21 protein-coding genes and 2 pseudogenes are annotated in these 24740 nt (G+C 71.8%); 7 read left to right on the top strand and 16 right to left on the bottom strand.

All coding sequences use genetic code 11. The annotated features are described in order from the left end of the window. Positions 1 to 14 precede the first annotated feature (14 nt). Positions 15 to 1349 carry an APC family permease gene (locus AC07OQ_RS03135; RefSeq protein WP_495051628.1) on the top strand — a complete coding sequence of 445 codons (1335 nt, stop codon included), beginning with the start codon at positions 15 to 17 and terminating at the stop codon, positions 1347 to 1349. On the opposite strand, the gene AC07OQ_RS03140 is transcribed toward AC07OQ_RS03135, so the two are convergent. Continuing rightward, on the bottom strand, positions 1309 to 2175 hold the full coding sequence (locus AC07OQ_RS03140) for a LysR family transcriptional regulator (RefSeq protein ID WP_495051629.1): 867 nt from the start codon (positions 2173 to 2175) through the stop codon (positions 1309 to 1311). The genes AC07OQ_RS03135 and AC07OQ_RS03140 overlap by 41 nt on opposite strands. After that, complete coding sequence (locus tag AC07OQ_RS03145) at positions 2172 to 3158, bottom strand: MBL fold metallo-hydrolase (protein WP_495051630.1); 987 nt, start codon at positions 3156 to 3158, stop codon at positions 2172 to 2174. The genes AC07OQ_RS03140 and AC07OQ_RS03145 overlap by 4 nt, the downstream gene beginning before the upstream one ends. 99 nt (positions 3159 to 3257) lie before the next feature. Here AC07OQ_RS03145 and AC07OQ_RS03150 point away from each other — a divergent pair, with 99 nt between their 5' ends. Beyond that, positions 3258 to 6065, top strand: a complete 2808-nt coding sequence (locus AC07OQ_RS03150) for a DEAD/DEAH box helicase (RefSeq protein ID WP_495051631.1) — start codon at positions 3258 to 3260, stop codon at positions 6063 to 6065. Between the two features lie 178 nt (positions 6066 to 6243). On the opposite strand, the gene AC07OQ_RS03155 is transcribed toward AC07OQ_RS03150, so the two are convergent. Beyond that, positions 6244 to 6405, bottom strand: a complete 162-nt coding sequence (locus AC07OQ_RS03155) for a hypothetical protein (RefSeq protein WP_495051632.1) — start codon at positions 6403 to 6405, stop codon at positions 6244 to 6246. Between the two features lie 141 nt (positions 6406 to 6546). On the opposite strand from AC07OQ_RS03155, the gene AC07OQ_RS03160 reads away from it, so the two are divergent. Both AC07OQ_RS03160 and AC07OQ_RS03165 read left to right on the top strand, forming a co-directional pair. Next, complete coding sequence (locus tag AC07OQ_RS03160) at positions 6547 to 6897, top strand: thioredoxin family protein (protein WP_495051633.1); 351 nt, start codon at positions 6547 to 6549, stop codon at positions 6895 to 6897. Between the two features lie 35 nt (positions 6898 to 6932). Then, positions 6933 to 8318, top strand: coding sequence for a leucyl aminopeptidase family protein (locus tag AC07OQ_RS03165; protein ID WP_495051634.1), 1386 nt, complete (start codon positions 6933 to 6935; stop codon positions 8316 to 8318). On the opposite strand, the gene AC07OQ_RS03170 is transcribed toward AC07OQ_RS03165, so the two are convergent. The 7 genes from AC07OQ_RS03170 to AC07OQ_RS03200 all read right to left on the bottom strand — a co-directional run bounded on the left by AC07OQ_RS03170 (position 8319) and on the right by AC07OQ_RS03200 (position 15924). Further along, positions 8319 to 9989, bottom strand: coding sequence for a GMC family oxidoreductase (locus AC07OQ_RS03170; protein WP_495051635.1), 1671 nt, complete (start codon positions 9987 to 9989; stop codon positions 8319 to 8321). It abuts the gene before it with no gap. A 43-nt stretch (positions 9990 to 10032) separates the two neighbouring features. Next, on the bottom strand, positions 10033 to 11361 hold the full coding sequence (creD, locus tag AC07OQ_RS03175; RefSeq protein ID WP_495051636.1) for a cell envelope integrity protein CreD: 1329 nt from the start codon (positions 11359 to 11361) through the stop codon (positions 10033 to 10035). 96 nt (positions 11362 to 11457) lie between these two features. Continuing rightward, positions 11458 to 12903 (bottom strand): two-component system sensor histidine kinase CreC, encoded by a 1446-nt coding sequence (gene creC / locus AC07OQ_RS03180; RefSeq protein WP_495051637.1) that lies wholly within the window; start codon positions 12901 to 12903, stop codon positions 11458 to 11460. Positions 12904 to 12916: 13 nt separating this feature from the next. Beyond that, a complete protein-coding gene (gene creB / locus AC07OQ_RS03185) occupies positions 12917 to 13594 on the bottom strand; it encodes a two-component system response regulator CreB (protein WP_495051638.1) in 678 nt (225 codons plus the stop codon). Beyond that, positions 13591 to 14232, bottom strand: coding sequence for a MarC family protein (locus tag AC07OQ_RS03190; protein ID WP_495051639.1), 642 nt, complete (start codon positions 14230 to 14232; stop codon positions 13591 to 13593). Before AC07OQ_RS03190 ends, creB begins: the two co-directional genes overlap by 4 nt. A 4-nt stretch (positions 14233 to 14236) precedes the next feature. Continuing rightward, a complete protein-coding gene (locus AC07OQ_RS03195; protein WP_495051640.1) occupies positions 14237 to 15013 on the bottom strand; it encodes a helical backbone metal receptor in 777 nt (258 codons plus the stop codon). Further along, positions 15010 to 15924 carry a hypothetical protein gene (locus tag AC07OQ_RS03200; RefSeq protein ID WP_495051641.1) on the bottom strand — a complete coding sequence of 305 codons (915 nt, stop codon included), beginning with the start codon at positions 15922 to 15924 and terminating at the stop codon, positions 15010 to 15012. Before AC07OQ_RS03200 ends, AC07OQ_RS03195 begins: the two co-directional genes overlap by 4 nt. 253 nt (positions 15925 to 16177) lie before the next feature. Here AC07OQ_RS03200 and rbp point away from each other — a divergent pair, with 253 nt between their 5' ends. Continuing rightward, entirely contained in the window at positions 16178 to 16630 is a 453-nt protein-coding gene (gene rbp, locus AC07OQ_RS03205) for an RNA-binding regulator (protein WP_495051642.1), read from the top strand. A gap of 320 nt (positions 16631 to 16950) precedes the next feature. Here the strand turns inward: rbp and AC07OQ_RS03210 are convergent, their stop codons facing one another. The 5 genes from AC07OQ_RS03210 to AC07OQ_RS03230 form a co-directional block, all read right to left on the bottom strand. Beyond that, complete coding sequence (locus tag AC07OQ_RS03210; protein ID WP_495051643.1) at positions 16951 to 19203, bottom strand: carbohydrate binding family 9 domain-containing protein; 2253 nt, start codon at positions 19201 to 19203, stop codon at positions 16951 to 16953. Between the two features lie 203 nt (positions 19204 to 19406). Next, complete coding sequence (locus AC07OQ_RS03215) at positions 19407 to 20192, bottom strand: SDR family oxidoreductase (RefSeq protein ID WP_495051644.1); 786 nt, start codon at positions 20190 to 20192, stop codon at positions 19407 to 19409. A 162-nt stretch (positions 20193 to 20354) separates the two neighbouring features. Then, a complete protein-coding gene (lptC, locus tag AC07OQ_RS03220) occupies positions 20355 to 21023 on the bottom strand; it encodes an LPS export ABC transporter periplasmic protein LptC (RefSeq protein WP_495051645.1) in 669 nt (222 codons plus the stop codon). Next, positions 21023 to 21619 carry a KdsC family phosphatase gene (locus AC07OQ_RS03225; RefSeq protein WP_495051646.1) on the bottom strand — a complete coding sequence of 199 codons (597 nt, stop codon included), beginning with the start codon at positions 21617 to 21619 and terminating at the stop codon, positions 21023 to 21025. The genes lptC and AC07OQ_RS03225 overlap by 1 nt, the downstream gene beginning before the upstream one ends. Beyond that, positions 21619 to 22614: a KpsF/GutQ family sugar-phosphate isomerase gene (locus AC07OQ_RS03230; RefSeq protein WP_495051647.1), complete on the bottom strand. Its 996-nt coding sequence runs from the start codon at positions 22612 to 22614 to the stop codon at positions 21619 to 21621. Before AC07OQ_RS03230 ends, AC07OQ_RS03225 begins: the two co-directional genes overlap by 1 nt. 107 nt (positions 22615 to 22721) lie before the next feature. Here AC07OQ_RS03230 and AC07OQ_RS03235 point away from each other — a divergent pair. Both AC07OQ_RS03235 and AC07OQ_RS03240 read left to right on the top strand, forming a co-directional pair. Beyond that, a pseudogene (locus tag AC07OQ_RS03235) lies at positions 22722 to 22871 on the top strand (protease); the annotation flags it as partial. Continuing rightward, positions 22832 to 23141 (top strand): annotated as a pseudogene (locus tag AC07OQ_RS03240) (ribbon-helix-helix domain-containing protein); the annotation flags it as partial. The pseudogenes AC07OQ_RS03235 and AC07OQ_RS03240, both read left to right, overlap by 40 nt. A 151-nt stretch (positions 23142 to 23292) precedes the next feature. Here AC07OQ_RS03240 and AC07OQ_RS03245 read toward each other — a convergent pair. Next, positions 23293 to 24564 (bottom strand): Glu/Leu/Phe/Val family dehydrogenase, encoded by a 1272-nt coding sequence (locus tag AC07OQ_RS03245; RefSeq protein WP_495051648.1) that lies wholly within the window; start codon positions 24562 to 24564, stop codon positions 23293 to 23295. Positions 24565 to 24740: the final 176 nt, after the last annotated feature.

Here is a 24740-nt window from a genome sequence, read left to right on the forward strand (position 1 = left end):
TAGGATCGCGCGCCATGTCCGCACCCGCCCAACCGCAACGCCGGCTCGATGTGCGCCATGCCGTCGCCGTCTGCGTCGGCATGGTGATCGGCGCCGGCATCTTCAAGACCGCGCCGCTGGCCGCCGCCGCGCTGGCCAGCGAGGCGCAGCTCTACGCCGCCTGGGCGCTGGGCGGCCTGCTGTCCCTGGTCGGCGCGCTGTGCTTCGCCGAGCTGGCCGCGGCCTTTCCCGACGCCGGCGGCGACTACCATTTCCTGCGCCGCGCCTATGGCCAGCGCCTCGGCTTCCTGTTCGCCTGGTCGCGCTTCGCGGTCATCCACACCGGCTCGATGGCCCTGCTGGCCTTTGTGTTCGGCGACTACCTGGCCCAGGCGGTGGACCTGAGTCCCTGGCTGGGGCCGCAGGCCAGCGCCTGGCTGGCGGCGGGGCTGATCCTGCTGCTGACCGGGCTGAATCTGGCCGGCGTGCAGGTGGGCCTGGCCACCCAGCTGTCGCTGATGGCGGTGGTGCTGGGCGGCCTCGCGCTGCTGGGCGCGGCCGGGATCGCGGTGCCCCCGCCCGCCGCGGCGCCGGCGCCGGCGGCCAGCGACTGGGGCACGGCGATGATCTTCGTCTTTCTGGCCTATGGCGGCTGGAGCGACGCGGCCACCCTGTCGGCCGAGATGCGCGACGAGCGCAAGGGCATCAGCCGCGCCCTGCCGATCGGCCTGGCCCTCGTGACCGGCCTGTACCTGCTGGCCATCTGGGCCTATCTGCAAGGCCTCGGACTGGCGGGCCTGGCGGGCAGCGCGGCGCCGGCGGCCGACCTGATGCGCGCGGCCTTCGGGCGCGGCGGCGAGCTGCTGATCGTCGGCATCGTCACGCTGACCGCGCTGTCGGTGATGAACGCGATCCTGATTGCCGGGCCGCGCAGCACCTATGCGGCGGCGCGCGATCTGCGGCGCGGCGGACCGCTGAGCCGCTGGAATGCCGCGCGCGGCACGCCGACGGCCGCGGTGCTGGCCACCAGCGCGGTGGCCCTGGCCCTGGTGGCCTTCGGCGCCGCCACGCGCGGCGGCTTCGCCACCATGGTGGACTATCTCTCGCCCGTCTACTGGGGCTTTCTGAGCCTGTCGGGCGCCGCGCTGATCGTGCTGCGCCGGCGCGAGCCCAGCGTGCCGCGGCCCTTCAAGGTGCCGCTGTACCCGCTGCTGCCCCTGCTGTTCACCGCCTGCAGCCTCTACCTGCTGTGGGCCAGCCTGGTCTATGTGAGGGCGGGAGCGCTGGTGGGGGTGGCGGTGCTGGTGCTGGGGGCGCTGCTGCTGCCGCTCACGCGGCCAGGACGCGCGGCGCGCGCCAGCCCTCGCTGAGGCGCAGGGCCTCGGCCAGCACGCCCGCGGCCGGCGCCTGGTAGGCCAGGCCGATCTCGCGGCCCTGGGCCTGCAGGGCCGGCACGTCGCGGCGCACCGCGATGCCCGCTTGCTCGCGCGCCGCGTGCAGCGGCGCGATCGTCAGGCCGACGCCGGCGGCCACCAGGCCCAGCGCCCATTCCTCGCTGTGCACCCGGGCGCGCACGCGCGGCTGCACCTCGGCCAGACCGAGCGCCTGCTGCCAGGCCGCGGCCAGCTCGCAATGGCTGCGCTCGATGAAGTCCTGTTCGTGCAGATCGGCGAGGGTCAGGTGTTGCTGCACGGCCAGCGGGTGGTCGGCCGGCAGCAGCAGCGCATAGCCCTCCTCCCACAGCGGCAGGAAGCCATCCAGGCCGGCCGGCGCGCAGCCGCGAGCGGTGAGCCAGGCGTCGGCGGGCTGGCCGGGGTCCGCCAGGGTCAGCTCCAGGTGCGCGATGCCTTCGCGCAGCGCCGTCAGGAAGGCGCCCGCCAGCGCGATGCTCAGCGAGGGCAGCAGCTGCAGGGCCAGCTGCGGACGGCTGCCGCCGGGCCGGAAGCTGGCCCGGATGGCGCGCGCGTCCGCGAGCAGGCGCTGCGCCATCGGATACAGGCGCTGGGCCGCCGGCGTGGGCGCCAGGCCGCGCTGCTGGCGGATGAAGAGGCGCTGGCCCAGCTCGGCCTCCAGCTGCGCCAGCGCGGCCGAGATGGCCGGCTGCGACACATGGCACAGGCGCGCCGCCGCGAGCGCGCTGCGTTCCTCGAAGGCGGCGCTGAAATAGCGCAGATTGCGCAGGTTGAGACTGTTCATGGGCGCGGCTCCAGTCGCGGCAGGCGGGGCAGCAGGGTTTCGTCATGGGCCGGCACGATCTGCAGCGCCGGATGCGCCTTCATCAGCCGGTGCAGTTGCACCAGGGTGGCCTGATTCGCGGCCTCGTCGTGATCCAGATGCAGCACGCGCCGCGCCAGCCAGCCGCGGTCGGCCGGGCGGACGATGCCGTCCAGCGTCCAGCTGACATCGCCGCTGAACAGGTAGCGCGCCCCCGAGGGCAGGCTCAGGAACAGGCCCACCTGGCCGGTGGTGTGGCCGCCCAGCGGCACCAGCACGGCCGAGCCGTCGCCGAACAGGTCGTGGTGAGCCGCAAAGCCGAGATAGGGACCTCCCTCGAAACGCAGCGCGCGCCAGTGGCGGTGCGCCTCGAACTGGCTGCGCAGGAAGTAGGGCGCATGGCCGGCGGCGGCCTCGACGCGCCCGGCCTCGGGCGTCAGCAGCGGCAGAGCGGGGAAATCGGGCAGTCCGCTGACATGGTCCCAGTGCAGGTGCGACGGAACGGCGAAGTCGGGAGTCGGCAGGCCCGCCGCGGCCAGTTGGGCCGCCACCGGCCGCACCGCGCCGTAGCCGAACACCTCGCGATGAAAGAAGTTGTTGACGGCGAACTGCTCGTCCACCCGCGCGCCCAGGCCCAGGTCGAACAGGAAGGCGGCCTGCGGATGGCGCACCAGCACGGCCATGTGCACCGGCCGGCGCAGGCCGGACCAGCGGCCGCCGCCGACGATCAGGGCCTCCAGCGTGCCCTTGGAACGCGCGGTCTCGATCACCCGGAAGTCCAGCCCTGCCGGCGGCCGGGCGGGCGGCAGGGCGGCCGGGATTGCGGGCAGCGCATGCTCGGCGGTCAGGCGCTCGACATCCAGCGGCCGGTCCAGCCAGGCCAGGGCCAGGCCGGCCAGCAGCAGGGTCACGACCGGGAGGCCGACAAGCCGGAGGCGGCGCGAGGGGAGAGAACGATTGGGCATGGACGGGCACGATAGCCAGCGGCCTGAAATCAGTGAAGCCGTTTTTTCCTGGATGATGCAAAAGTTTTTCTGATATCAGCAGCGGGGACAATGGCCGCCATGTCATCGGCCCCATCCCCTCGCCTGTGGCCGCCGGAGGACGGCGAGCTGCGCCGCCTGTTCACGCCCGCACGCCTGAAGCGCGGCGCGGCCTTGCGGGACCGGCTGCAGGCGGTGCGCGCCGATACCGGCGGCGCCAGCGCGCGGCTGGGTGAGCATGAGCTGGTGCTGCAGGGCGTGCCGGACGCCCAGGGCCGACCGCATTACAGCGCGCTGTGCAGCTGCAAGACCCGCCATTTCTGCGAGCACGCGGCCGCGCTGATGCTACGCCTGGTGCAGGAGGCCGATGCGCCGCGCCGCGAGGCCCTGCTGCAGACCTGGGTCCAGGCCCTGCGCCGGCGCGCCGGCCGCGCCGAGCTGCAGGCCCTGCCGCGCCTGCCCGAGGCCGACGCGGCCCGGCTGATGGACCTGCTGGTGGCGCAGGGCGACGATCCCGCGCCGGCCGTCGAGACCAAGCCGCCAGCCGCCGAAGAACCCGTCGGCGCGGTGGCCGTCTTCCGTCCCCGCCTGATCCTGCAGACCCTGAGCCGCGGCGACGGCCTGCTGGGCCTGGCGCCGCGCGGCGCGATCGGGCCGCGCGGCGAGCAGGTCACGGTGGCCCGCGTCGACTGGACCTACCGCCTGGCCGACGGCAGCCTGGTCGACATCCCGGCGCCGCGTTCGCTGCTGAACAGCCGGCCGGCCGCCACCTTCAGCCAGGGCGAGCGCCTGCTGGCGCGCGACCCCAGCGCCGAGGCCGAGGCGCGCGACCAGCTCTGGGCCACCGAACTGCTGCCGCTGGACCCGGACCGCCTGCAATGGCGCAGCCCGGCCGCCGCCCGCGGCCACGAGCAGCTCTGGACCCTGGCGCAGGAGGAGTTCTTCGGCGATTTCTGGGTCGAGCAGGTGCCGCTGCTGCAGGCCCGGGGCTGGCTGGTCGAGGTGAAGCCCGGCTTTGCGCACCGGCCGCTCAGCGGCGAGGGCTGGCGGGTCGGGATCGAACCGCTCAGCCTGCCGAACCGCCAGGGCGCCTGGCTGGTCAGCCTGGGCGTCGAGGTGGACGGCGAGAACCTGGACCTGGCGCCGCTGATCGCCGAGCTGCTGCGCCGCGACGCGCGCTGGACCAGCGCTGAGGCCCTGGCCGGGATCGACGACGCGGCGCTGATCCCGCTGCGCGCGCCGGGCGGGCGGCGCATCCAGGTGCCGGCCGCGCTGCTGAAGGCCGTGGTCGGCGCGATGGTGGACCTGCTGACGCAGCGCGAGCCGCAGGATCCGCTGCTGCTGAGCGACTGGGACGGGCCGCGCCTGGCCGGCCTGGAACAGCGCGGCTGGCAGATCCAGGGTGACGCCGGCCTGCGCCGGCTGGCCGAGCGGCTGCTGGCCGCCGGCAGCCCGCCGCCCGTCGCCCCGCCGGCGGGGCTGGCCCTGAGGCTGCGCGACTACCAGCTCAAGGGCCTGGCCTGGCTGCAATACCTGCGTGCCCAGGGCCTGGCCGGCATCCTGGCCGACGACATGGGCCTCGGCAAGACGGCCCAGGCGCTGGCCCATGTCCTGCTCGAAAAAGAGGCGGGCCGGCTCGACCGGCCGGCCCTGGCCGTGTTGCCGACCTCGCTGCTGTTCAACTGGGCCGCCGAGGCTCGCCGTATCGCTCCCGGTTTGCGGGTGCTCACATTGCACGGGCCGCAGCGGCACGAGCAGTTCGCCCGCCTGGCCGAGTTCGACCTGGTGCTGACCAGCTACCCGCTGGTCTGGCGCGATGGCGCGGCGCTGCAGGCCCAGGCCTGGCACCTGCTGATCCTGGACGAGGCGCAATGGGTCAAGAACGCCGCCGGCCGCGCCGCCCAGGCCCTGCGCCGGCTGCGCGCGCGCCACCGGCTGGCGCTGACCGGCACGCCGCTGGAAAACCACCTCGGGGAGCTGTGGGCCCAGTTCGATCTCCTGATGCCCGGCTTCCTGGGCGACGCACGCAGCTTCCAGCGCCGCTGGCGCAAACCCATCGAGGAGGGCGGCGAGAGCCTGCGCGCCGAGCTGCTGGCCCAGCGCGTGCGGCCCTTCATCCTGCGCCGGCGCAAGAACGAGGTGGCGGCCGAGCTGCCGCCGCTGACCGAGGCGCTGCGCCGCGTGAGCCTGGAGGGCCGGCAGCGCGAGCTGTACGAGAGCGTGCGGGTGGCGGCCGACATCCAGGTGCGCCGCGCGCTGGCCAAGCAGGGCTTCGGCGCCGCCCAGATCACGGTGCTGGACGCCCTGCTGAAGCTGCGCCAGGTCTGCTGCGACCCGCGCTTGCTGCCGAACTCACCCGAAGGCGCCGAAAGCGCCAAGCTGGAGTTGCTGCTGGACATGCTGCCCGAGCTGCTCGCCGAAGGGCGGCGGGTGCTGGTGTTTTCGCAGTTCGCCCGGCTGCTGGGCCTGGTCGGCGAGGCCCTGGCCGGGTGCGGGCTGGACTTCGTCAGCCTGACCGGGGCCACCGCGCCGGCCGCGCGCGGCGAGATCGTGCGGCGCTTCCAGGCCGAGGAGGTCCCGCTGATGCTGGTGAGCCTGAAGGCGGGCGGCGTGGGACTGAACCTGACGGCGGCCGACACCGTGATCCATCTGGATCCCTGGTGGAACCCGGCCGTGCAGGACCAGGCCAGCGCGCGCGCCCACCGCATCGGGCAGGACAAGCCGGTGCTGGTCTACAGCCTGGTGGTGGAGGGCAGCATCGAGGAACGGATGCTGGAACTGCAGCGCCGCAAGCGGGCGCTGGCCGACGGGATTCTGGGCAGCGACCCGGCCGAGGCGGCCAAGTTCACCGAAGAAGATCTGAAACTGCTGCTGGCGCCTTTGGGCTAGGCACCGCCGTGGTGCATTTCCAAGTGGCATCCGAGGATCCGGCTTTGCCGGTCCTGCGGATGCGCCCCCTGGAGGGGGCGGAGCCCGGACACAAACAGTCCCTGCGGACTGTTTGTGCCTAGCGACGGCCAAGGCCTCTGGCCTTGGCGGCCGAAGGCCGTAGGGGGTGGGCCTAAATTCAACGCTTCCTGTCAAAGCGCAGCGCACGCGCCAAGCTGCGGCGGTCGCAGCCCAGGCTGCCGGTCTCGAAGGCCTCGTGCTTGCGTCCCTTGCTGTCGGAATTCCAGTCCGGCAGCGGCAGGCGGCGGGGTTGCGGTTCGGTGCGATGCTGACTTTTCATGGCGTCTTTTTGCCTCATTCTGGTGCCCAACGAGGCCACAGTGAGCGTCTAACGCCGGCTTTCGGTGCCGGGTTGACAGCTTTGTGCAACAAATCTTTGCCTGCCGCCGGCCCGCGCTTTTGTCGCTACAGTCGCCGGACCATGCCGCATCACGAAGACAAGTCCACCGTTCTGGTCGCCTGCCTGTGCGCCGCCTGGTGCCGGGTCTGCGAGGACTACCACCAGGTGTTCGCCGCGCTGCGCGAGCAGCATCCGGGCTGGCGCTTCGTCTGGGTGGATATCGAGGACGACGCCGAACTGGTGGACGATCTGGAGGTCGAGACCTTCCCCACCCTGCTGGTCGGCCGGGGTCGGGAATTGCGCTTCATCGGCCCGGTGATGCCCCAGCTGGCCACCGCCCAGCGCCTGCTGACCAGCCTGGAGCAAGCCCCGGCGACCCCTGCCGGCCCCGCGGCACAGGCGCTGCTCGCCCGGCTGCAGAGCAGCTGCTGAGACAATCCCGGGCTTACATCCCCACCAGGACAGCCATGACGGTTCAACTCAAGAACAAGGCGCCGGCCGGCGCCATCGCCATCACCGTGGTCGACCGTGCCGCCTTCCAGGCCCTCGCCCCCAAGCTCCCCGCGCCCACCCGCCATTGGCTGGCCACGCTGGGCTTCACCGGCGCGCCGGACACCCATGCGCTGGTACCCGGCGCCGACGGCAAGCTGGGCCAGGTGTTCGCCGGCGTGGCCCAGGCCAACGCGCCCTTCGCGCTGGCGGCCCTGCCGCAGGCCCTGCCCGAAGGCGTCTATGCCCTGGCCGAGGATCAGGGCCTGAGCCTGGATGCCGAGGCGGCGGCCCTGTCCTGGGAGATCGGCGGCTACCAGTTCGACCTCTACAAGAAGTCCAAGCGCGTCCCCGCCACCCTGGTGCTGGCCGACAGCCCGGCGGCCCAGCGCGGCCTGGCCCTGGCCACCGCGATGGCCGCCACCCGCGACCTGGTCAACACCCCGGCCGAGCATATGGGCCCGCAGGAACTGGCCCAGGCCGCGCAGCTGGTGGCCGAGCAGCATGGCGCCAAGTTCTCGGTCCTCGTCGGCGATGCGCTCTTGAAGAAGGGCTTCCCGGCGGTGCATGCCGTGGGCCGCGCCTCCAGCCGCGCGCCGCGCCTGATCGAGCTGAACTGGGGCAAGCCCAAGGACCCGCTGCTGAGCATCGTCGGCAAGGGCGTGTGCTTCGACACCGGGGGTCTGGATATCAAGAGCCCGGAGGGCATGCGCCAGATGAAGAAGGACATGGGCGGCGCTGCCAACGCGCTGGGCCTGGCCTCGCTGATCATGGCCTGCAAGCTGCCGGTGCGCCTGCAGGTGCTGATCCCGGCGGTGGAGAACTCGATCGCCGGCAATGCCTACCGTCCCGGCGACGTGATCCCGACGCGCAAGGGCCTGCACATCGAGATCGGCAACACCGATGCCGAGGGCCGCGTGATCCTCAGCGATGCGCTGGCCTATGCCAGCGAGGGCAGGCCCGCGCTGCTCATCGACCTGGCGACCCTGACCGGCGCGGCCCGCGTGGCCCTGGGCGCGCAGCTGCCGGCGCTGTTCAGCAAGCATTTCGACACCGCGCGCGACATCGTCGATCTGGGCATGAAGCTGGACGACCCGCTGTGGCACATGCCGCTGTGGGCACCCTACAAGGGCGGCATCGAAAGCCAGATCGGCGATATCGTCAACACCGGCAAGAGTGCGCTGGCCGGCGCGATCAACGCGGCGCTGTTCCTCGAGCACTTCGTGCCCGAGAACCAGGACTGGCTGCATATCGACCTGTTCGCCTGGAACGACACGCCGCGCCCCGGCCGCCCGGTGGGCGGCGAGGCGCAGACGATCCGCACCCTGCTGGCCTACCTGGAGCAGCGCTTCGCGGGCCGATGATCAGTCGCCGGCGCGGATCCAGGCGGCCGCCTTCTCGGCGATCATCAGGGTCGGCGAGTTGGTGTTGCCGCTGGTGATCGTCGGCATCACGCTGGCATCCACCACGCGCAGCCCCCGAATGAAGCCACCCGGGCCGCGCACGCGCAGGCGGCTGTCGACCACGGCCATGGCATCGTCGGCCCGCCCCATCCTGCAGGTGCCCACCGGATGGAAGATGGTGGTGGCGATGTCGCCGGCCAGGCGCGCCAGCTCCGCGTCGCTCTGGTACTGCGGGCCGGGCTTGTACTCCTCGGGCCGGTAGGCCGCCAGCGCCGGCTGGGCCACGATGCGCCGGGTCAGGCGCAGGCTCTCGGCGGCGATGCGGCGGTCCTCGTCTGTGCTGAGGTAGTTGGGTGCGATCGCCGGCGCATCGGCCGCGTCGGCCGAGCGGATCGCCACCGTGCCGCGGCTGCTCGGATTCAGGTTGCAGACGCTGGCCGTGAAGGCATTGAAGCCGTGCAGCGGCTCGCCGAAGGCATCGAGCGACAGCGGCTGCACGTGGTACTGCAGGTCGGGCCAGGCCTTGTCCGGCCCGCTCTTCGCGAAGGCGCCCAGCTGCGAGGGCGCCATGCTCATCGGCCCGCTGCGCTTGAGCGCGTACTCCAGGCCGATCTTGGCCTTGCCCCACCAGCCGCTGGCCAGGGTGTTGAGCGTCTTCGCGCCCTGCACCTTGAAGACCGCGCGGATCTGCAGATGGTCCTGCAGATTGGCGCCGACGCCGGCCAGGTCCTGCAGCGGCTCGATGCCATGCTGGCGCAGCAGCGCCGCCGGCCCCAGGCCCGAGAGCTGCAGGATCTGCGGCGTGCCGATCGCGCCGGCCGCCAGCAGCAGCTCGCCGCCGGGGTTCAGCGTCACGCTCTCGATGCCCTGCGGCGTGCGCACCTGCGCGCCGCGGCATTGCAGGCCGCCGTCATCGCCGCGCTCCAGCTGCAGGCGCTGCACCTGCGCGCCGGTCCAGAGCTCGAAGTTGGGCCGCCCCAGGCAGGTGGGCCGCAGAAAGGCCTTGGCCGTGTTCCAGCGCAGGCCGGCGCGCTGGTTCACCTCGAAGTAGCCGACGCCCTCGTTGTTGCCGGCGTTGAAGTCCTCGGTGGCCGGAATGCCGGCCTGCTGCGCCGCCGCCGCGAAGGCGTCGAGGATGTCCCAGCGCAGGCGCTGCCGCTCGACCCGCCATTCGCCGCCATGGCCATGCGCGGCCTTGAACTCGGCCGAGGCGCCGGCGCCATTGCCGTCGAGCCGCCAATGGTTCTCGTGTTGCCTGAAGAATGGCAAGACCTGGCCCCAGCGCCAGGCCTCGTCGCCGGTGGCCTCGGCCCAGCCCTCGTAGTCGCGCGACTGGCCGCGCATATAGATCATGCCGTTGATGCTGGAGCTGCCGCCCAGCACCTTGCCGCGCGGATAGCGCAGCGAGCGTCCGTTCAGGCCCGCGGCCGGCTCGGTCTGGTAGAGCCAGTCGGTGCGCGGATTGCCGATGCAGTAGAGATAGCCGACCGGGATGTGGATCCAGTGGTAGTCGTCATGCCGGCCGGCCTCCAGCAGCAGCACTCTCTTCGTCGGGTCGGCGCTCAGGCGGTTGGCCAGCAGGCAGCCGGCGGTGCCGGCGCCGACGATGATGTAGTCAAAGCTCGAACTCATGCCGCGATGCTGGCCCAGGCGCGGGCCGCGTACAAGGGCATTGCTACCGAGACGACGCCGGGCCTGTTGCGCCCAGCGCATACCAGTCGATGCGTCTTGTCAGCGTCATGACAGCTGCCAGCACGGCGAACAGCAGCAACGCGCCGATCACCAGCGAACTCTGCTCCATGTTCAAGAGCGCATACAGCGCCGCGTAGAGTCCGGCGATCAGCGCACCGAAGCCCGCGCCGCGCCACCAGCCACCCAGCATGGCCGCGCCGTAGCAGGCCAGCAGGGCCACCGCCGCGCCGGCCGCGAGCAGATAGGAAAGCCCGAAGCCCAGGTGTTCCGACAGGCTCAGCAGCAGCAGGAAGAACAGGCTCAGGCCCAGGCCCACCAGCAGGTACTGCACCGGATGCACGCGGGCGCCGGCCAGCAGCTCCACCAGGCCCACGCAGACAAAGGTCAGCAGGATGAACATCAGGCCGTACTTGATCGCCCGGTCGCTCATCACATAGGGGTTCACGGGATCCAGCATCGAAAAGTCCAGGGTGTCCAGCTCATGCGCCGGCCGCTGCGCCAGCACATCGGCCGCCGCCGTGCTGGCCAGCTCGGACACCTGCCATTGCGCGGCGAAGCCGGCCGCGCCGACCTCGCGGCCGCTCGGCAGGAAACGCCCGCCGAAACTGGGGTGCGGCCAGTCGGAGCGCAGCTTCATCTGGGTGGCCACGGCCGCCGGCACCAGGGCGAACTGCTGGGTGCCGGCCAGCTCCAGGCTCAGGATCAGGCGCAGCGGCTGGTCCAGCGGTCGCGCGGGCAGCGGCGCATGCAGGCCACGCGCATAGGCCTCGTGCCGGGTGCCGGGCCGCACGGCCAGCGCTTTGCCGTCATGCTGCAGCTCGACCGCGCGCAGACCGCGCGCGTCGCTGGTGGCCAGCATCACCAGCGGTGCCTCGCATTGCAGCCGTGAGCCGGCATGCTCGGCACGCGGCTGCAGCGCCTCCAGCGAGGGCCAGGCCGCATCGATCTGCAGGCGGCCGGCATAGCCGTTGACCTTGAAGATGCCCCGATAGCGCGGCTCCTGGTTCAGGGCGCCGGACAGGCTCAGCTGGCCCGGCACGGCGGCGAGCATGAAACGGCGCTTCTCGCTCGTCGTCCGGCGCTCCTTGCCCTCGCCGCCGACGGCCTCCCATTCCTCGCTGCACCAGCGCAGCAGCAGCGGCCCCAGCAGGGTCTGGGCGCCGGCCTGGGCCTGCACCACGCTCGCGAAGGCCTCGCGCTGACGGCCCTGACGCTCGTCGACCAGAAAGCCGATGCGCAGCAGCAGCGCGGACAGCAGCAGGCTGACGCCGGCCAGGATGATCAACTTCCACAACAGCGCTCGCGATCCCATCTCGGTCTCCTCCCTGGGTGAACAGGCCCCCAGTCTGGAAGGCGCCGGTGAGGCGGGAACGAAGTTTGTGAGGCGGGGGTGAAGTCGGGCCCGACCTCAGGTCAATGGCAGCGCCAGCCGCACCCGCAGGCCGGGGTCGGCCGCCTCGAAGTCCAGCGCGCCGCCATGCAGCTCGGCCACGCGGCGCACGATGGCCAGGCCCAGGCCCGAGCCCTTGCGCAGGCTGCCGGGCCGCGCGGTGGAGAAGAAGCGCTCGCCCAGCTGGGCCCGGGCGGCCTCGGGCACGCCGGGGCCATGGTCGCGCAGCTCGAACAGCGCACGGCCGTCCTGGGCGCGCAGCACCAGCTCCAGCGCCGAGCCGGGCGGCGCGAAGTCCAGCGCATTGCCCAGCAGATTGCCCAGCGCCAGGGCCAGCAGCTCGGGATCGGCCCGCACGGCCAGGCTCTCGCGCCGCAGCCAGCGCGGGCTCAGGACCTGCTGCTGCAGCCGGTCGGTCAGGCGCGCCAGCGCCGCGTCGACCGCCGCGTCCAGCGCCACGATGGTCGGATGCGCCGGGCCTTGCTGCAGCTCCAGCTTGGACAGCTCCAGCAGGCGCTCGACCAGCTCGGTCAGGCGCTCGCTCTGCGCCACCACCTGGCCGGCGAAGCGCTGGCGATCGGCCGGCGCCAGCTCGTCCTGCAGCAGCTCGCCGGCACCGCGCAGCGCGGCCAGCGGGCTCTTCAGCTCATGGGTCAGCGCGCGCACGGTGTGCTCGATATGCTCGCGCCCGTCCAGCCGGCCGCGCATCGCGTCCATCGCCTGGGCCAGCTCGCCCAGCTCGCCGGGCACCTGCGGCGGCGGCTCGCGCCGTCCGGCCTGCACCCGCAGCGCATAGAGGCGCAGCCGCCGCACGCTGAACACCAGCCACAGCGTGACGGCCACGCCCACCGCCAGCGACAGGGCCAGCAGGGCCAGGCCGGCGATCAGGATGCGGCGCTCGGCCCGGTCGATGAAGGGCTGGATCGTGGCCACCGGCTTGGCCACGGTGACGACGCCCAGCACCTGTGCGCCCCGGCGCACCGGCGCCGCCACATAGAGCACGGTGCTGCGGTCGTCCCGGTGGCTCTCGCGGCTGGCGCGCGCGCCGTACTCGCCGCGCAGGGTCAGGGCCACGTCGCGCCAGCGCGAGTAGTCGGCCCCGACCGCGGCGCCGGGCCCGGTGTCCAGCACGACCCGGCCCTGCGCATCGGTGACATAGATGCGGAAGTCCAGGCGCTGCTTGCGCAGCCCCCAGATCCGCGCATCGACCGGCCGGCGCGCGTAGTCCTGCACGCGCTGCGCGAAGCGGCTGCCGCTCAGGTCGGCTCCGCCGCCGCCCTCGTGCAGGGCGGCCAGGTCGTCCAGCGCCAGCTCGGCCAGCAGATTGGCCGTGTCCACCATGATGTCCTCCATCACCTCGCGCACGCTGGGCTTGACCTCGGTCAGCACCACGCGCAGCAGCAGGAAGGACGACAGCCCGGCAATCAGGAAGAAGGCGAAGAACAGGCGCAGGCCGAGACGCAAGGCATGGCCCCCGTCATTCCAGGGAGTAGCCCAGGCCGCGGTGCGTGCGGATCGGGTCCGGCTCGGGCCGCACCGCGCGCAGCTTGGCGCGCAGGGTCTTGATATGGGTGTCCACCGTGCGGTCGGCGCTGTCGGCATCCTGGCCCCAGACCGCGTCCAGCAGGGCCTCGCGGCTGTGGATGCGCTGCGGCGCGGCCAGCAGCCTCAGCAGCAGGCCCAGCTCGCGCCGCGTCAGGTGCAGCAGTTCGCCATGGAAGCGCACGCGCGAACCCTCGCCCTCGATCTGGAACGCCGGCGTGGCGGCGACCGGCGGCGGCACCTGCGCGCGCCGCAGCAGCGCGCGCAGCCGCGCCACCAGCTCGCGCGGGCTGAAGGGCTTGGCCAGGTAGTCGTCCGCACCCAGCTCCAGGCCCAGCACCTTGTCCATCTCCTCGCTGCGCGCGCTCAGCATCAGGATCGGCAGCCGCGCCTGCGGCCCGGCACGCAGCTCGCGGCACAGGTCCAGGCCGCTGCCGTCCGGCAGGCCGATGTCGAGAATGGCCGCGTCGATGCCGCCGCGCGCCAGGCGCTCGCGCGCCTCGGCCAGCCAGCCGCAGACCTGGACCGCGAAGCCCTCGCGCTGCAGCGCGAACTGCACCGTCTGCGCGATCGCCGGATCGTCCTCCAGCAGCAGCAGTGCGGGCGGATTCATCGCGCCATGTGCGAGGCCAGGATCGGGAACAGCTTGGTCAGGCCGTCGGCCAGCAGTTCCACCGCCAGCGCGGCCAGGATCAGGCCCATCAGCCGGGTCATGATGTTGATGCCGGTCTGGCCCAGCACGCGGGCGATGCGGCCGGAGGCCGAGAACACGGCCCAGGTCACCAGACCGACCACCACGCCGTAGCCCACCAGCACGGCGAGCTCCCACCAATGACGGGTCTTCTCGGCATAGATCACCATCGTCGAGATCGTGGCCGGGCCGGTCAGCAGCGGGATGGTCAGCGGCACGACGGCGATGCTGGCGCCGGCGTCGGCCTTGCTGGCGCCCTCGGACACGTCCTCCTTGCGCGCCTCGGCCGGCTGGGCATTGAGCATCTGCAGCGAGCTGATCAGCAGCAGCGTGCCGCCGCCGACCTGGAAGCTGGCCAGCGAGATGCCGAAGAACTCGATCACCTTGAGGCCGGCCAGCGCGCTGATGCCGATCACCAGAAAGGCCGTGAAGGCGCTGACGCGGATGGTGCGCTGGCGCTGCTGGCGCGTGAAGCTCTGCGTGAAGTGGATGAAGAAGGGCACGACCCCGATGGGGTTGACGATCGCCAGCAGGGCGATCAGGGGCTTGTACAGATCCATGGGCTCATTGTGGGGTGCCGGCCAGGGCGCGCAAATAGGCCAGACCCTGGGCCGCCCGAGGGCCGTACCAGCTGAGCAGCTCGCCGTCGACCAGCTGCACCCGGGCCTGCGGACACAGGGCCCGGGCCAGCGGCAGATGGCTCGCCTCGAAACGATAGGGCTCGGAGCTGAGCAGCACGCGATCGATCCCGCGCAGCCAGGGCTCGTCGCCGGCCAACGCCGGATAGCGCCCCGCGCCCTGCGCACCGCCCTCGACCGCCGGCCAGCTCTGCCAGCCCACCTGGGCCAGCATGCGGGCGATATAGGTGTCGCGCGCCACCGTCATCCAGGGCTCGCGCCAGATCAGGTAGAGCACGCGCTCGCCCGGCCAGGCATGGTCGGCGCAGCGCGCCAGCTCCAGGCGCAGCTCGCGCCCCAGCGCGGCGGCACGCTCGGCCACGCCGGGCAGCGCGCCGAAGGCCTCGACCATCTGCGCCAGCAGGGCCAGGTTGTCGGCCGGCGCATTGGGATGGGTGACGACGATGTGCGGCACGAACTCGCGCAGCGCCTCGACGGTATCCAGCCGGTTCTCGTCCACATTGACGATCACATGGCTGGGCGCCAGGCGGCGCAGCTTGGCCAGGTTGACGTCCTTGGTGCCGCCCACCTTCGGGATCGGCGCCATCGCGGCGGCCGGGTGGATGCAGAAACCGGTGCGCGCCACCATCTGCGGCGCCAGGCCCAGCGCCGCCAGCAGCTCGCTGATCGACGGCACCAGACAGGCGATGCGGACGGCGCTCACCGGGGCTCGCTCGGCGCGTCGCTCAGCACCAGATACACGGCACAGCAGCCGCGCAGATAGACCAGGCCCGGCAGCACCAGGGCCAGCGCGAACACCACGCCGCCGCCCACCAGGGCCGCGATGCCCAGGGGCGTGCCGGCCCCCGGCGCACCGGCGGCGCCCAGGCTGCGCAGGCCGTAGCCGAACAGCCCGGCCATCAGCTGCTGTGGCGGCAGCTCGATGCCCGCGCCCCAGACCGCCAGCAGCGCCAGCGCCCGCCCGCCGCCCACCACCACGAAGCTGACCGCCGCGCTGACCAGGGCGGTCAGCAGCAGCACGGCCGCCATCAGCAGCACCGCCTCGGGCAGGCCGCGGCGCAACTGCCGGCCCAGCAGGGCCAGGGTGTCGCGCAGCCCCCGGCCGGCCCACATCGCAGGCCCGGTCAGCGGCCCGGCCAGCACCGCGATGGCCAGCCCCGACAGGCCCAGCAGCAGCACCCCCAGCGGCACCGTCAGCGCGAACAGCGGCGCGCCGATCCAGGGTGCGCGCGCCGCCCACAGCAGGGCGAGCAGCAGGCCGACCTGCAGGGCCAGCAGCGCCAGCACCACCAGCAGGCACAGCAGCACCCGGTGTGCGCTCAGCAAAGCGTCACGAAAAGCGTCCTGCACATCGCGCAGCGGCCGGCCCAGCGCCTGATCCATCAGCAGCAGACCGGTGGCGTTGACCCCATAAAAGGCGACAGCCAGGGCGAGCCCCGCCCAGGCGGCACCCCAGGGCGTCTCGCTACGGGCCAGGGCGGATTCGGCCATGGCCAACAGCAGCCCGGCCATGCAGAAGGTGCTCAGCAGCGCATAGAGCGCCGGCCCGTTGCGGGCCGCATCCAGGCTGGAAAGCACGCGATTCAGGGCCTGGAGCGAGAGTTTGGGCGGCATGGCGACATCGGAAGCTGGCCGCGATGATAGCCAGCCGGGGCCAGGTCCGCCCCGGCTGGCCCGCGCCGCGGCCGGCCCCGATTCCCGGGTTATCTCGCGAAGCCGAAAAACAACACTCGGCGGGGGCGCTTTGCGCATCGCTGGACCCATCACCCATAATCGTATACCTGTGTCTGGACGCCGCGCCTTCGCTTGAATGGTTCACGATGGGTTGAAGCTCCACATGGTTATCTGGTATTGAAAGGGCTTCCCCATGGGAAACAAGCTTTATGTGGGCAATCTGGCCTACAGCGTGCGTGACGAATCGCTGCAAGAAGCATTCGGTCAATTTGGCACCGTGACCTCCGCCAAGGTCATGATGGACCGCGAAACCGGCCGTTCCAAGGGCTTCGGCTTCGTGGAAATGGGTTCGGACGCCGAGGCGCAAGCCGCCGTCAACGGCATGAACGGTCAGCCTCTGGAAGGTCGCGCGATCGTCGTCAACGAGGCTCGTCCCCGTGAAGAGCGTCCGGGCGGCTTCGGTGGCGGTCGTTCGGGCGGCGGCGGCTTCGGCGGCGGTGGCCGTTCGGGCGGCGGCGGCTTCGGCGGCGGCGGCGGTGGTTACGGCGGTGGTGGTGGCGGCCGTTCGGGCGGCGGCGGCGGCTACGGCGGCGGTGGCCGCTCGGGCGGCGGCGGCTTCGGCGGTGGCAACCGCGGCGGCTACTAAGCTCTCAGCACATCAACAAAGGGCGCCCTCGGGCGCCCTTTGTTTTTGGCGCTTTGCGTGTTGTTTGGTGATGCTGAAAGACGCCGGCCTGGCGTTGCGTTTGGTTCTCTCCGCGAGAGCCCAGCGGCGGGGAAGCCGGGATGCGGGTGTGCGCAATTGCGCAGGTAAAGGAGGAGGGCCGCTTGCGGCCCGGGGGACACGGAGCCATTGCGCACACCCGCGTCCCGGCCTAACCCGGTCCTCGCAGAGGCGATCAAGGCCAGGCCGGGAGATCACGAATCAACGCGCAAAGCGCCTTGTTTTTGGCCCGGCCCGCCGGCTCACTCGTAGCCGAGCACCAGCTTCGCGAACAGCTCGGTCTCGCGCGTGCCCTGCGGCCAGGCACGCACGCGGCTCAGGCCGAGACTGAAGATCTGGTTCAGGCCCCGGCGGTGCTGTGCCACCAGCGAGACATGGCGGCCGCGCTCGTCGGCCGGATCGAGCCCCAGCGCCGGCTCCAGACGCCGCCGGTAGCGCGAGTTCTGGCTGATCAGGCGCAGCGAATCGCGCGCGCTCGCATGCAGCACCAGCAGGCTCTGTAGCGCCAGGTCGCGGAAGGCGCGACGGTTCTCCGGCCCGTGCACGAAGCCCTGCTCGGCCAGCTGCTCGAACTCCAGCCACCAGCCGCGCGGCAGCTCGCCGCGCAGCTTGGCCTCGACCAGCAGCCAGGCGCCGCGGCCCACGCGGTCGGCCTCCACGTCCAGGCGTCGCCCCCACTCCAGCTCGGCGCCCAGCCAGGTCAGCCAGGGCGCCGGATTGGCACCGAAGCCCAGGTTCAGGTAGCGCAGCCGATGCAGCGCGCCGCCCTGCCGCGCGCGCTGCTCGTCCAGGCCCAGATGGCCCCAGAACTCGCTGTTGCGCGCCGAGGTGAACCAGAAGCCCGGCTGCACGCGCCGCTCCAGCAACTCGCCGCGCGCGACGCCATGCGCGGCATCGGCCAGGGTCTCGGTCTGCAGCAGCTTCAGCTGCAGCTCGGTCTCGTAGCTCTGCAGCAGGGCCAGGTCTTGCCCGCCGAGGCGGCGGTTCGCCTGCAGCGTGAGGCGGCGGATGCCGGACTGCGGCACGAAGCCGTTGTCGTTGGCGAAGCGCGCGCTGATCTGCTCGTAGTGGACGGTATTGTTCCAGGCCTCGTTGCGGCGGTGCCAACTGAGCCAGAGGTTGTGGCCCGTCTCGACGCGCTGCGCGATGGCCCGGCCCTCGCCATCGAAGCCGGCGCTGGTGCGCGAGAGCAGCAGATGGCCGCGCAGCAGGTCCTGCGCGCCGAGCTGCCAGGCGGCCTCGCCGCCCAGCACGCGGTTGCCGCGCCCGCCGCCGTACTCGCGCGCCGAGACCAGCCCGCCCAGGCTCCAGTCGCCCAGATGCATGCGGCCGCGCGCGAAGCTGGCGCCCGAATCGGCCGGCTGCAGATAGCTGTTGGTGCCATAGGCATGGGCGCGCAAGACCTGGCCGCCGCCGGCATCGCGCAGGCTCATCAGGGTGGCCTGGCTCTGCGCACCGCGCCAGGTGGCGCGCAGGCCCCAGTCCGGGTCAGTGATGGCGCGCGAATGGAAGGCGGCCAGGGCGCGCGGCGAGCCGTCGCCATCGGGCTGGCTGGGGCCGGCGATGTCGGTGCTTTCCAGGAAGAACGGACGCTTCTCCGGCACCGACAGCGCGAATCGCGTGTTGCCGGCCAGCTGCGGCTGGTCCAGCTCGACCTGGGAGAAATCCGGGTTCAGGGTCGCATCCAGCACCCAGTCGGCGCGCGGCCGCCATTTCAGCTCGCTGCCCAGCTCGGGGCGGCTGCCGCGGCGCCAGGTCAGCTCGGGCCGCAGGCTCACGAAGCCGCGCTCGCGCACCGTCTCGACCAGATCGCCCAGCCCTTCCAGCGGCTGCAGCTCGGCGATGAAGTTGAGCGCATCCTGGCTCAGCGGCGCGCTGACGAACAGGTGGCTGGCCTCGCGCGGCACGCTGCGCGTGACCATCAGGCGCCAGGGCGCGCCGTGGGCATGCGGATAGCGCAGCGCCGCCAGCGGCCAGCGCAGCTCGACGCTATAGCCGTCGGCCAGGCGCCGCGTGGCGGCCTGCACGTCGAAGTCGGGCGCGAAGTCCTCGGCATCATCGTCGGCCGTGAAGACGCCGTCGGCCACGACACCGGCGGCATTGATGCGCACGAACTGGGCCGAGCGGCGCAGGCCCACCGGGTCGAGCACGACGGAGACGAAGTCCTGGTCGCGGCGCACCATGTCGCGCCGCGTCAGCGGTGCGCGGATGCGCTCCGGCGCGTCGTCATGGGCACGGATGCCGAACACCAGCGCATCGGCCGTGGCCAGTACCTGCACGGTGGTGCGCCAGCGCGCCGGCCGGCCGTCCTCGGGCAGGAACTGCACGAAGGCGTCGTGCACCGGCGCGCGCGCCCAGGCGGGCTCGTCGAGCGCGCCGTCGATGCGCAGCGGCGCGGCGTCTTCCGGCGCCAGGCGCAGGGCCTGGGGATTGTTGGAGGCCTGGGCCGGCATGGCCAGGCACAGGCACAGCAGGGTGCCGAGGGCAGGTTTCATCTATGGGTGGCCGCCCGCGCGGCGGCGCGGCGCGGGCAGGTCTCGATCAGGCGTTGGAAGGCGGCGCCCGGTGCGGACGCGGCGGCTTTGCGGGACGCGGGGTCCCTAGCAGGGGTGCAGTACCTTGATCATGAGAACCTCCTTGGGCCAAGCGCGATCGGCCGGCAGATGAGGGCCGCAGTGTAGACCAGGGCGGGCGGCGCTCAATGCCCCTGGCGATGCTTGCGCGGCCGGCCGGCCAGCAGCTTGTCGAACAGCGCGTTGGGCAGGGCGCGCAGCAGCTTGGCCACCACGCCCATCTGCCAGGGGATGACGCGGTAGCTGGCGCCGGCCGCGATGGCCTCGAAGGCGCGCGCGGCGAAGTCGGCCGGCTGCATCAGGAAGGGCATGCTGTAGCGGTTCTCGCGCGTCAGCGGCGTGTCGATATAGCCGGGCGAGATCGTCACGACCTTGACGCCATGCGGCCGGCATTCGCCGCGCAGGCTTTCGCAGTAGCTGATCACCGCCGCCTTGCTGGAGCAGTAGGCGGCGTGGCCGGGCAGGCCGCGGATGCCGGCCACGCTGCCGATGCCCACCAGGGCGCCGCTGCGCCGCGCGCACATCGGCGCGACGAAGGGCTGGAAGGTGGCGGCCAGGCCGATGTTGTTGGTCTCGTAGATGCTGCGCATCACCTCGATGTCCTCGAGGATGGCCGTGTCCATGCCGATGCTGATGCCGGCATTGGCGATCACCACGTCGGGCAGGCCCTGGGCGGCGATGCAGGCGCGGCCGGCGCCGGTGATGGCGGCCACGTCGCGCACGTCGGCCCCGTAGACCGCGTAGCGCGCCGGGCTCAGGCCTTGCGCCGCGGCCCAGGCCTGCAGCTCGGCGCTGCGCCGCGCCACCAGCGCCAGGCGGTAGCCCGCCTGGTAGTAGCGCAGCGCCAGGGCCTGGCCGATGCCGCTGGAGGCACCGGTGATATAGACCAGCGGGGAGTTCGATTCACTCATGGCAAGGCCCTATACGGCGATACGGCGATACGGCGAGGCGGCACCCCGGTCGCGTGAAACGGACGCGTTGCCGGATGGGCGCCGCCGATCCGGCTTTGCCGGGCGGTCGGTGCCGCCCCCTCGAAGGGGGCGCGCGCAGCGCGTAGGGGGTGGTCCTTCACTTCAGCGCTTGGGCAGGGGCTCGAAACGCGCCGAGGCGCGACCGCCGAACTCCACCTTGCCACTCAGGTGGTTGTAGACGAAGTTGCGGGCATTGATGTCGCCGCCGGCATAGCGCAGCCGCACCGGCAGGTGCGACCGCAGGATCTCCTGGTTCAGGAAGGCGTGCAGGAACTCGCCCTCCACCTGCAGCCGCGGCGCCTCGGACAGCTGGCCGTCCTTGCCCTTCTCGAAGCGCCGCACGGTCACATCGCCCAGCAGCTGCAGCTCGCTGCCGTCGCCATTGCCGAGCGCGCGCTTGGCGGTGGCCAGGGTCATGCTGCCGTCGGCGCCGAAGGCGCGGATGCGCACGGCGTCGATCTCGACGGTGTCGGTGTCCGGGAAATGGCGCATCTCGCTGCCCTCGACGCGAAAGCGCAGCGCGCCCGCCGTGTCGAAGCGCTGCAGCTCGAAGCCCAGCATGCGGTAGTCGGGCACATGGCGCGGCACCGGCTTCTCGGTGGGGCCGTCCAGGCCCGGCGTGTTCTTCACCAGCCACCAGGTGCCCGCGGCCAGGAAGGCCATCAGCAGCAGGGGCAGGTAGGTGGACAGCAGGCTCTGCAGCCGCCACAGCCAGGATTGCGGCAGGCGGCGCTGGGCGGGGGCCTTCAGCGGCGCCAGCGTCGCGGCCATCAGGGCGTGCCCCCGTCCAGCGTGGACAGGTGGCCATTCAGCAGGGCCTCGTAGCGTCCGGCCGCGCTGAGCAGCAGATCGCAGCATTCGCGCGCCGCGCCATGGCCGCCGTCGGCCCGGGTGATGTAGTGGGCCACGGCCCGGACCTCGGCATGGGCCTGGGCCGGTGCGCAGGCGAAACCGGCGCGCAGCAGCAGGGGCAGGTCGGGCCAGTCGTCGCCCATGGCGGCGACCTCGGGCCAGGCGAGGCCCAGCTGGTCCAGCAGCGGCTGGGCCACGGCGAGCTTGTCCTTGGCACCGTAGACCGCGTGCCTGAGGCCGAGATCGGCGACGCGGCGGCGCAGCGCCGGCGAATCGCGGCCGGTGATGATGATGGGCGTGATGCCGCCCTGGTCCAGCAGCTTCAGGCCATGGCCGTCCAGCGTGGAGAAGGCCTTGAAGTCCTCGCCGCGCTCGGAGATGTAGATGCGGCCGTCGGTCAGCACGCCGTCGACATCGAAGATCGCAGCCTTCAGGCCGAGGCCGGGGCCCTGGGCCTTCAGCAGGGTCTCGGGATCGAAGCGCAGGGCAGGCGTGAGGCGCAGGGCGGTCGTCATCAGATCACCTTGGCCTGCATCAGGTCGTTGATGCTGATCGCGCCGACCAGGCGCTGCTCGGCATCGACGACCAGCACCAGCGTGATGCGGGCGGCCTCCATCAGGTCGGCGGCATCGACGGCCAGCGCGTCGGCGGCCACGGTGCGCGGGTTCCTGGAGGCCACCGCGCCGGCCTGCAGCGCGCGCAGATCCTCGCCGCGCTCGATCAGGCGGCGCAGGTCGCCGTCGGTGAAGATGCCCAGCACCTTGTCGTCGGCGTCGACGACGATGGCCGCGCCGAGGCCCTTGGCCGACATCTCGCGCATCATTTCGGTGAACGGCGCCGCGGGCGCCACGCGCGGCAGCGCGGCGCCGCTGCGCATCAGGTCGCGCACATGGGTCAGCAGCTTGCGACCCAGGGCGCCGCCGGGATGCGAGCGCGCGAAGTCCTCTTCCTTGAAACCGCGCGCATCCAGCAGGGCCACGGCCAGCGCGTCGCCCAGGGCCAACTGGGCCGTGGTGCTGGCGGTCGGGGCCAGGTTCAGCGGGCAGGCCTCCTGGTCGACCTTGCTGTCCAGCACGATGCTGGCATGGCGGGCCAGGCTGGAGCCGGCGCCGCCGGTCATCGCGACGATGGTCACGCCCAGGCGCTTGAGCACCGGCAGGATGGCGTTGAGCTCGTCGCTCTCGCCGGAATTCGACAGGGCCAGCACCACGTCCTTGACCGTCACCATGCCCAGGTCACCATGGCTGGCCTCGGCGGGATGGACGAACAGCGCCGGCGTGCCGGTGGAAGCCAGGGTGGCGGCGATCTTGCGGCCCACATGGCCGCTCTTGCCCATGCCCATCACGGCCACGCGGCCGCTGCAGGCCAGCATGGCCTGCACCGCGGCCACGAAGGCCTCGCCCTGGCGCGGCACCAGGCCGGTCAGGGCCTTGGCCTCGATCTCCAGGGTGTGGCGTGCCATGGCCAGCACGCGCTGCGGGTCGAAGGGGGGAAGCTGTTCTGGCGTCATCCGGCCAGTGTAGCGGCCGTCGTACCCGGCTGTTACCCGCAGGACGCGGCGTCTTTCCACAATGGGGCAGGCGCCGCAAGGAGCGCCGCCACCCCAAGGAGACGAGCATGGGCAATGCCAAGAAACTGTTGCCGCTGGCCGGCGACTATGTCGAGGACTACGAGATCATGGTGCCCTTCCAGGCGCTGCAGGCGGTCGGCCACCGGGTCGACGCGGTCTGCCCCGGCAAGCGGGCCGGCGACCATGTGCTGACCGCGGGCATGGCGTGGTCAGCAGCATCCGGCTGGAGAACGGAGGGGCTGGAAGAGATCGGCGCGCGCGACGGCATGGGCGTGACCCAGCTGATCGAGAAGCTCTACGACGAGCTGGTCCAGGCCCGTGACGCGGTGGGCAATTTCGCGTCCTTCCTGCGCGTCAGCGCGCTGCGCTACATGGCGCTGCGGGCGCGCCAGCGCATCCCGGCCGACCTGGCGGTGCCGATCCGCTCGCTGGACGCACGGCAGGTGCTGCAGGATCTGCCGACGAGCTGGGCACGCCCGCCCCAGCGAGTAGTCTTGGACAAACAGCACCCACGAGAAAGGGCCCGCGAGGGCCCTGTCCAGCGACGCCCGAGGATCCGGCTTTGCCGGTCCTGCGGGCGTGCCCCCTTGAGGGGGCGCGCACAGCGCGTAGGGGGGCTCAAGGATACAGACCGCGCTCCTCGCGCGCCTGCAGCACCCGCGTGCAGGCCACCGTGAACGCCGCGGTACGCAGCGTGATCTTGTGCTGCTCGCTGGTCTCCCAGATGCCCTTGAAGGCGCCGGTGATGATCTTGTCCAGGCGGACATTGATCTCGTCCTCGGTCCAGAAGAAGCTCGAGAAATCCTGCACCCATTCGAAGTAGGACACCGTCACGCCGCCCGAATTGGCGATCACATCGGGCACGACGATGATGCCGCGGTCGGCCAGCACCTGGTCGCCGTCGGGCGTGGTCGGGCCGTTGGCGCCTTCCAGCACGATGCGCGTCGAGAGGCGCTGGGCGCGCTCGGCGGTGATCTGGCCTTCCAGCGCGGCCGGGATCAGCACATCGGTCTTGACGTCCCAGAAATTCTCGTTGGCGATCACGTCGGCGCCCTTGAAGCCGCTCACGCCGCCGGTCTGGGCCACATGGTCCAGCAGCGCGCCCATGTCGACGCCCTGCTCGTTCAGGATGGTGCCGGTATGGTCCTGCACGGCCACCACCTTGGCGCCGTTGGCGCAGAACAGCTTGGCGGCGATCGAGCCGACATTGCCGAAGCCCTGCACCGCGACCCTGGCGCCTTCCATCGGCACGTTCAGGCGACGCATCGCCTCGCGGCCGATCACGAACACGCCGCGGCCGGTGGCGGCCACGCGGCCCAGCGAGCCGCCCAGCGGGATCGGTTTGCCGGTGACGACACCGGTGGCCGTGGCCCCGGTGTTCATCGAGTAGGTGTCCATCATCCAGGCCATGATCTGGCCGTTGGTGTTGACGTCCGGGGCCGGAATGTCCTGCTGCGGGCCGATGATGATGCCGATCTCGCTGGTGTAGCGGCGCGTGACCTTCTCCAGCTCCTTCATCGACAGGGTCTTGGGATCCAGCCGGATGCCGCCCTTGGCGCCGCCGTAGGGCAGGTTGACCGCGGCGTTCTTGATCGTCATCCAGGCCGACAGGGCCATCACTTCTTCCAGCGTGACGTCGGGGTGGTAGCGCACGCCGCCCTTGCCGGGGCCGCGGGTCAGGCTGTGCTGGACGCGGTAGCCCTCATAGTGGGCGATCGTGCCGTTGTCCAGCTCGATGGGGATGTCGACGATCAGGGCGCGCTTGGGTCGGCGCAGCGTCTCGACCCAGCGTGCCAGGTTGCCGAGGTACGGCTCTACGGCGTCGATCTGGGACAGGTAGGTGCCCCAGGGACTGTTGCGCGTGGGCGAGACAAAGGACAGGTTGGGCATGCAATGCTCCGTAACTTTTCGGTGGCGCGAACGGTAGCGCGAACTGGACGGGCCGCGCCAGGATTTCCAAAGCCGAGTGCGCATGTGGCCATGCGAGCCGCGCATAGCGCCCGCGGAGTTTGCGCCGCGACAAGCTTTTTCGCCATATCCCCTACGGGTCGGCCCGAAGCGGCGGG

Source organism: Roseateles sp. GW821-FHT09B06 (assembly GCF_059418245.1).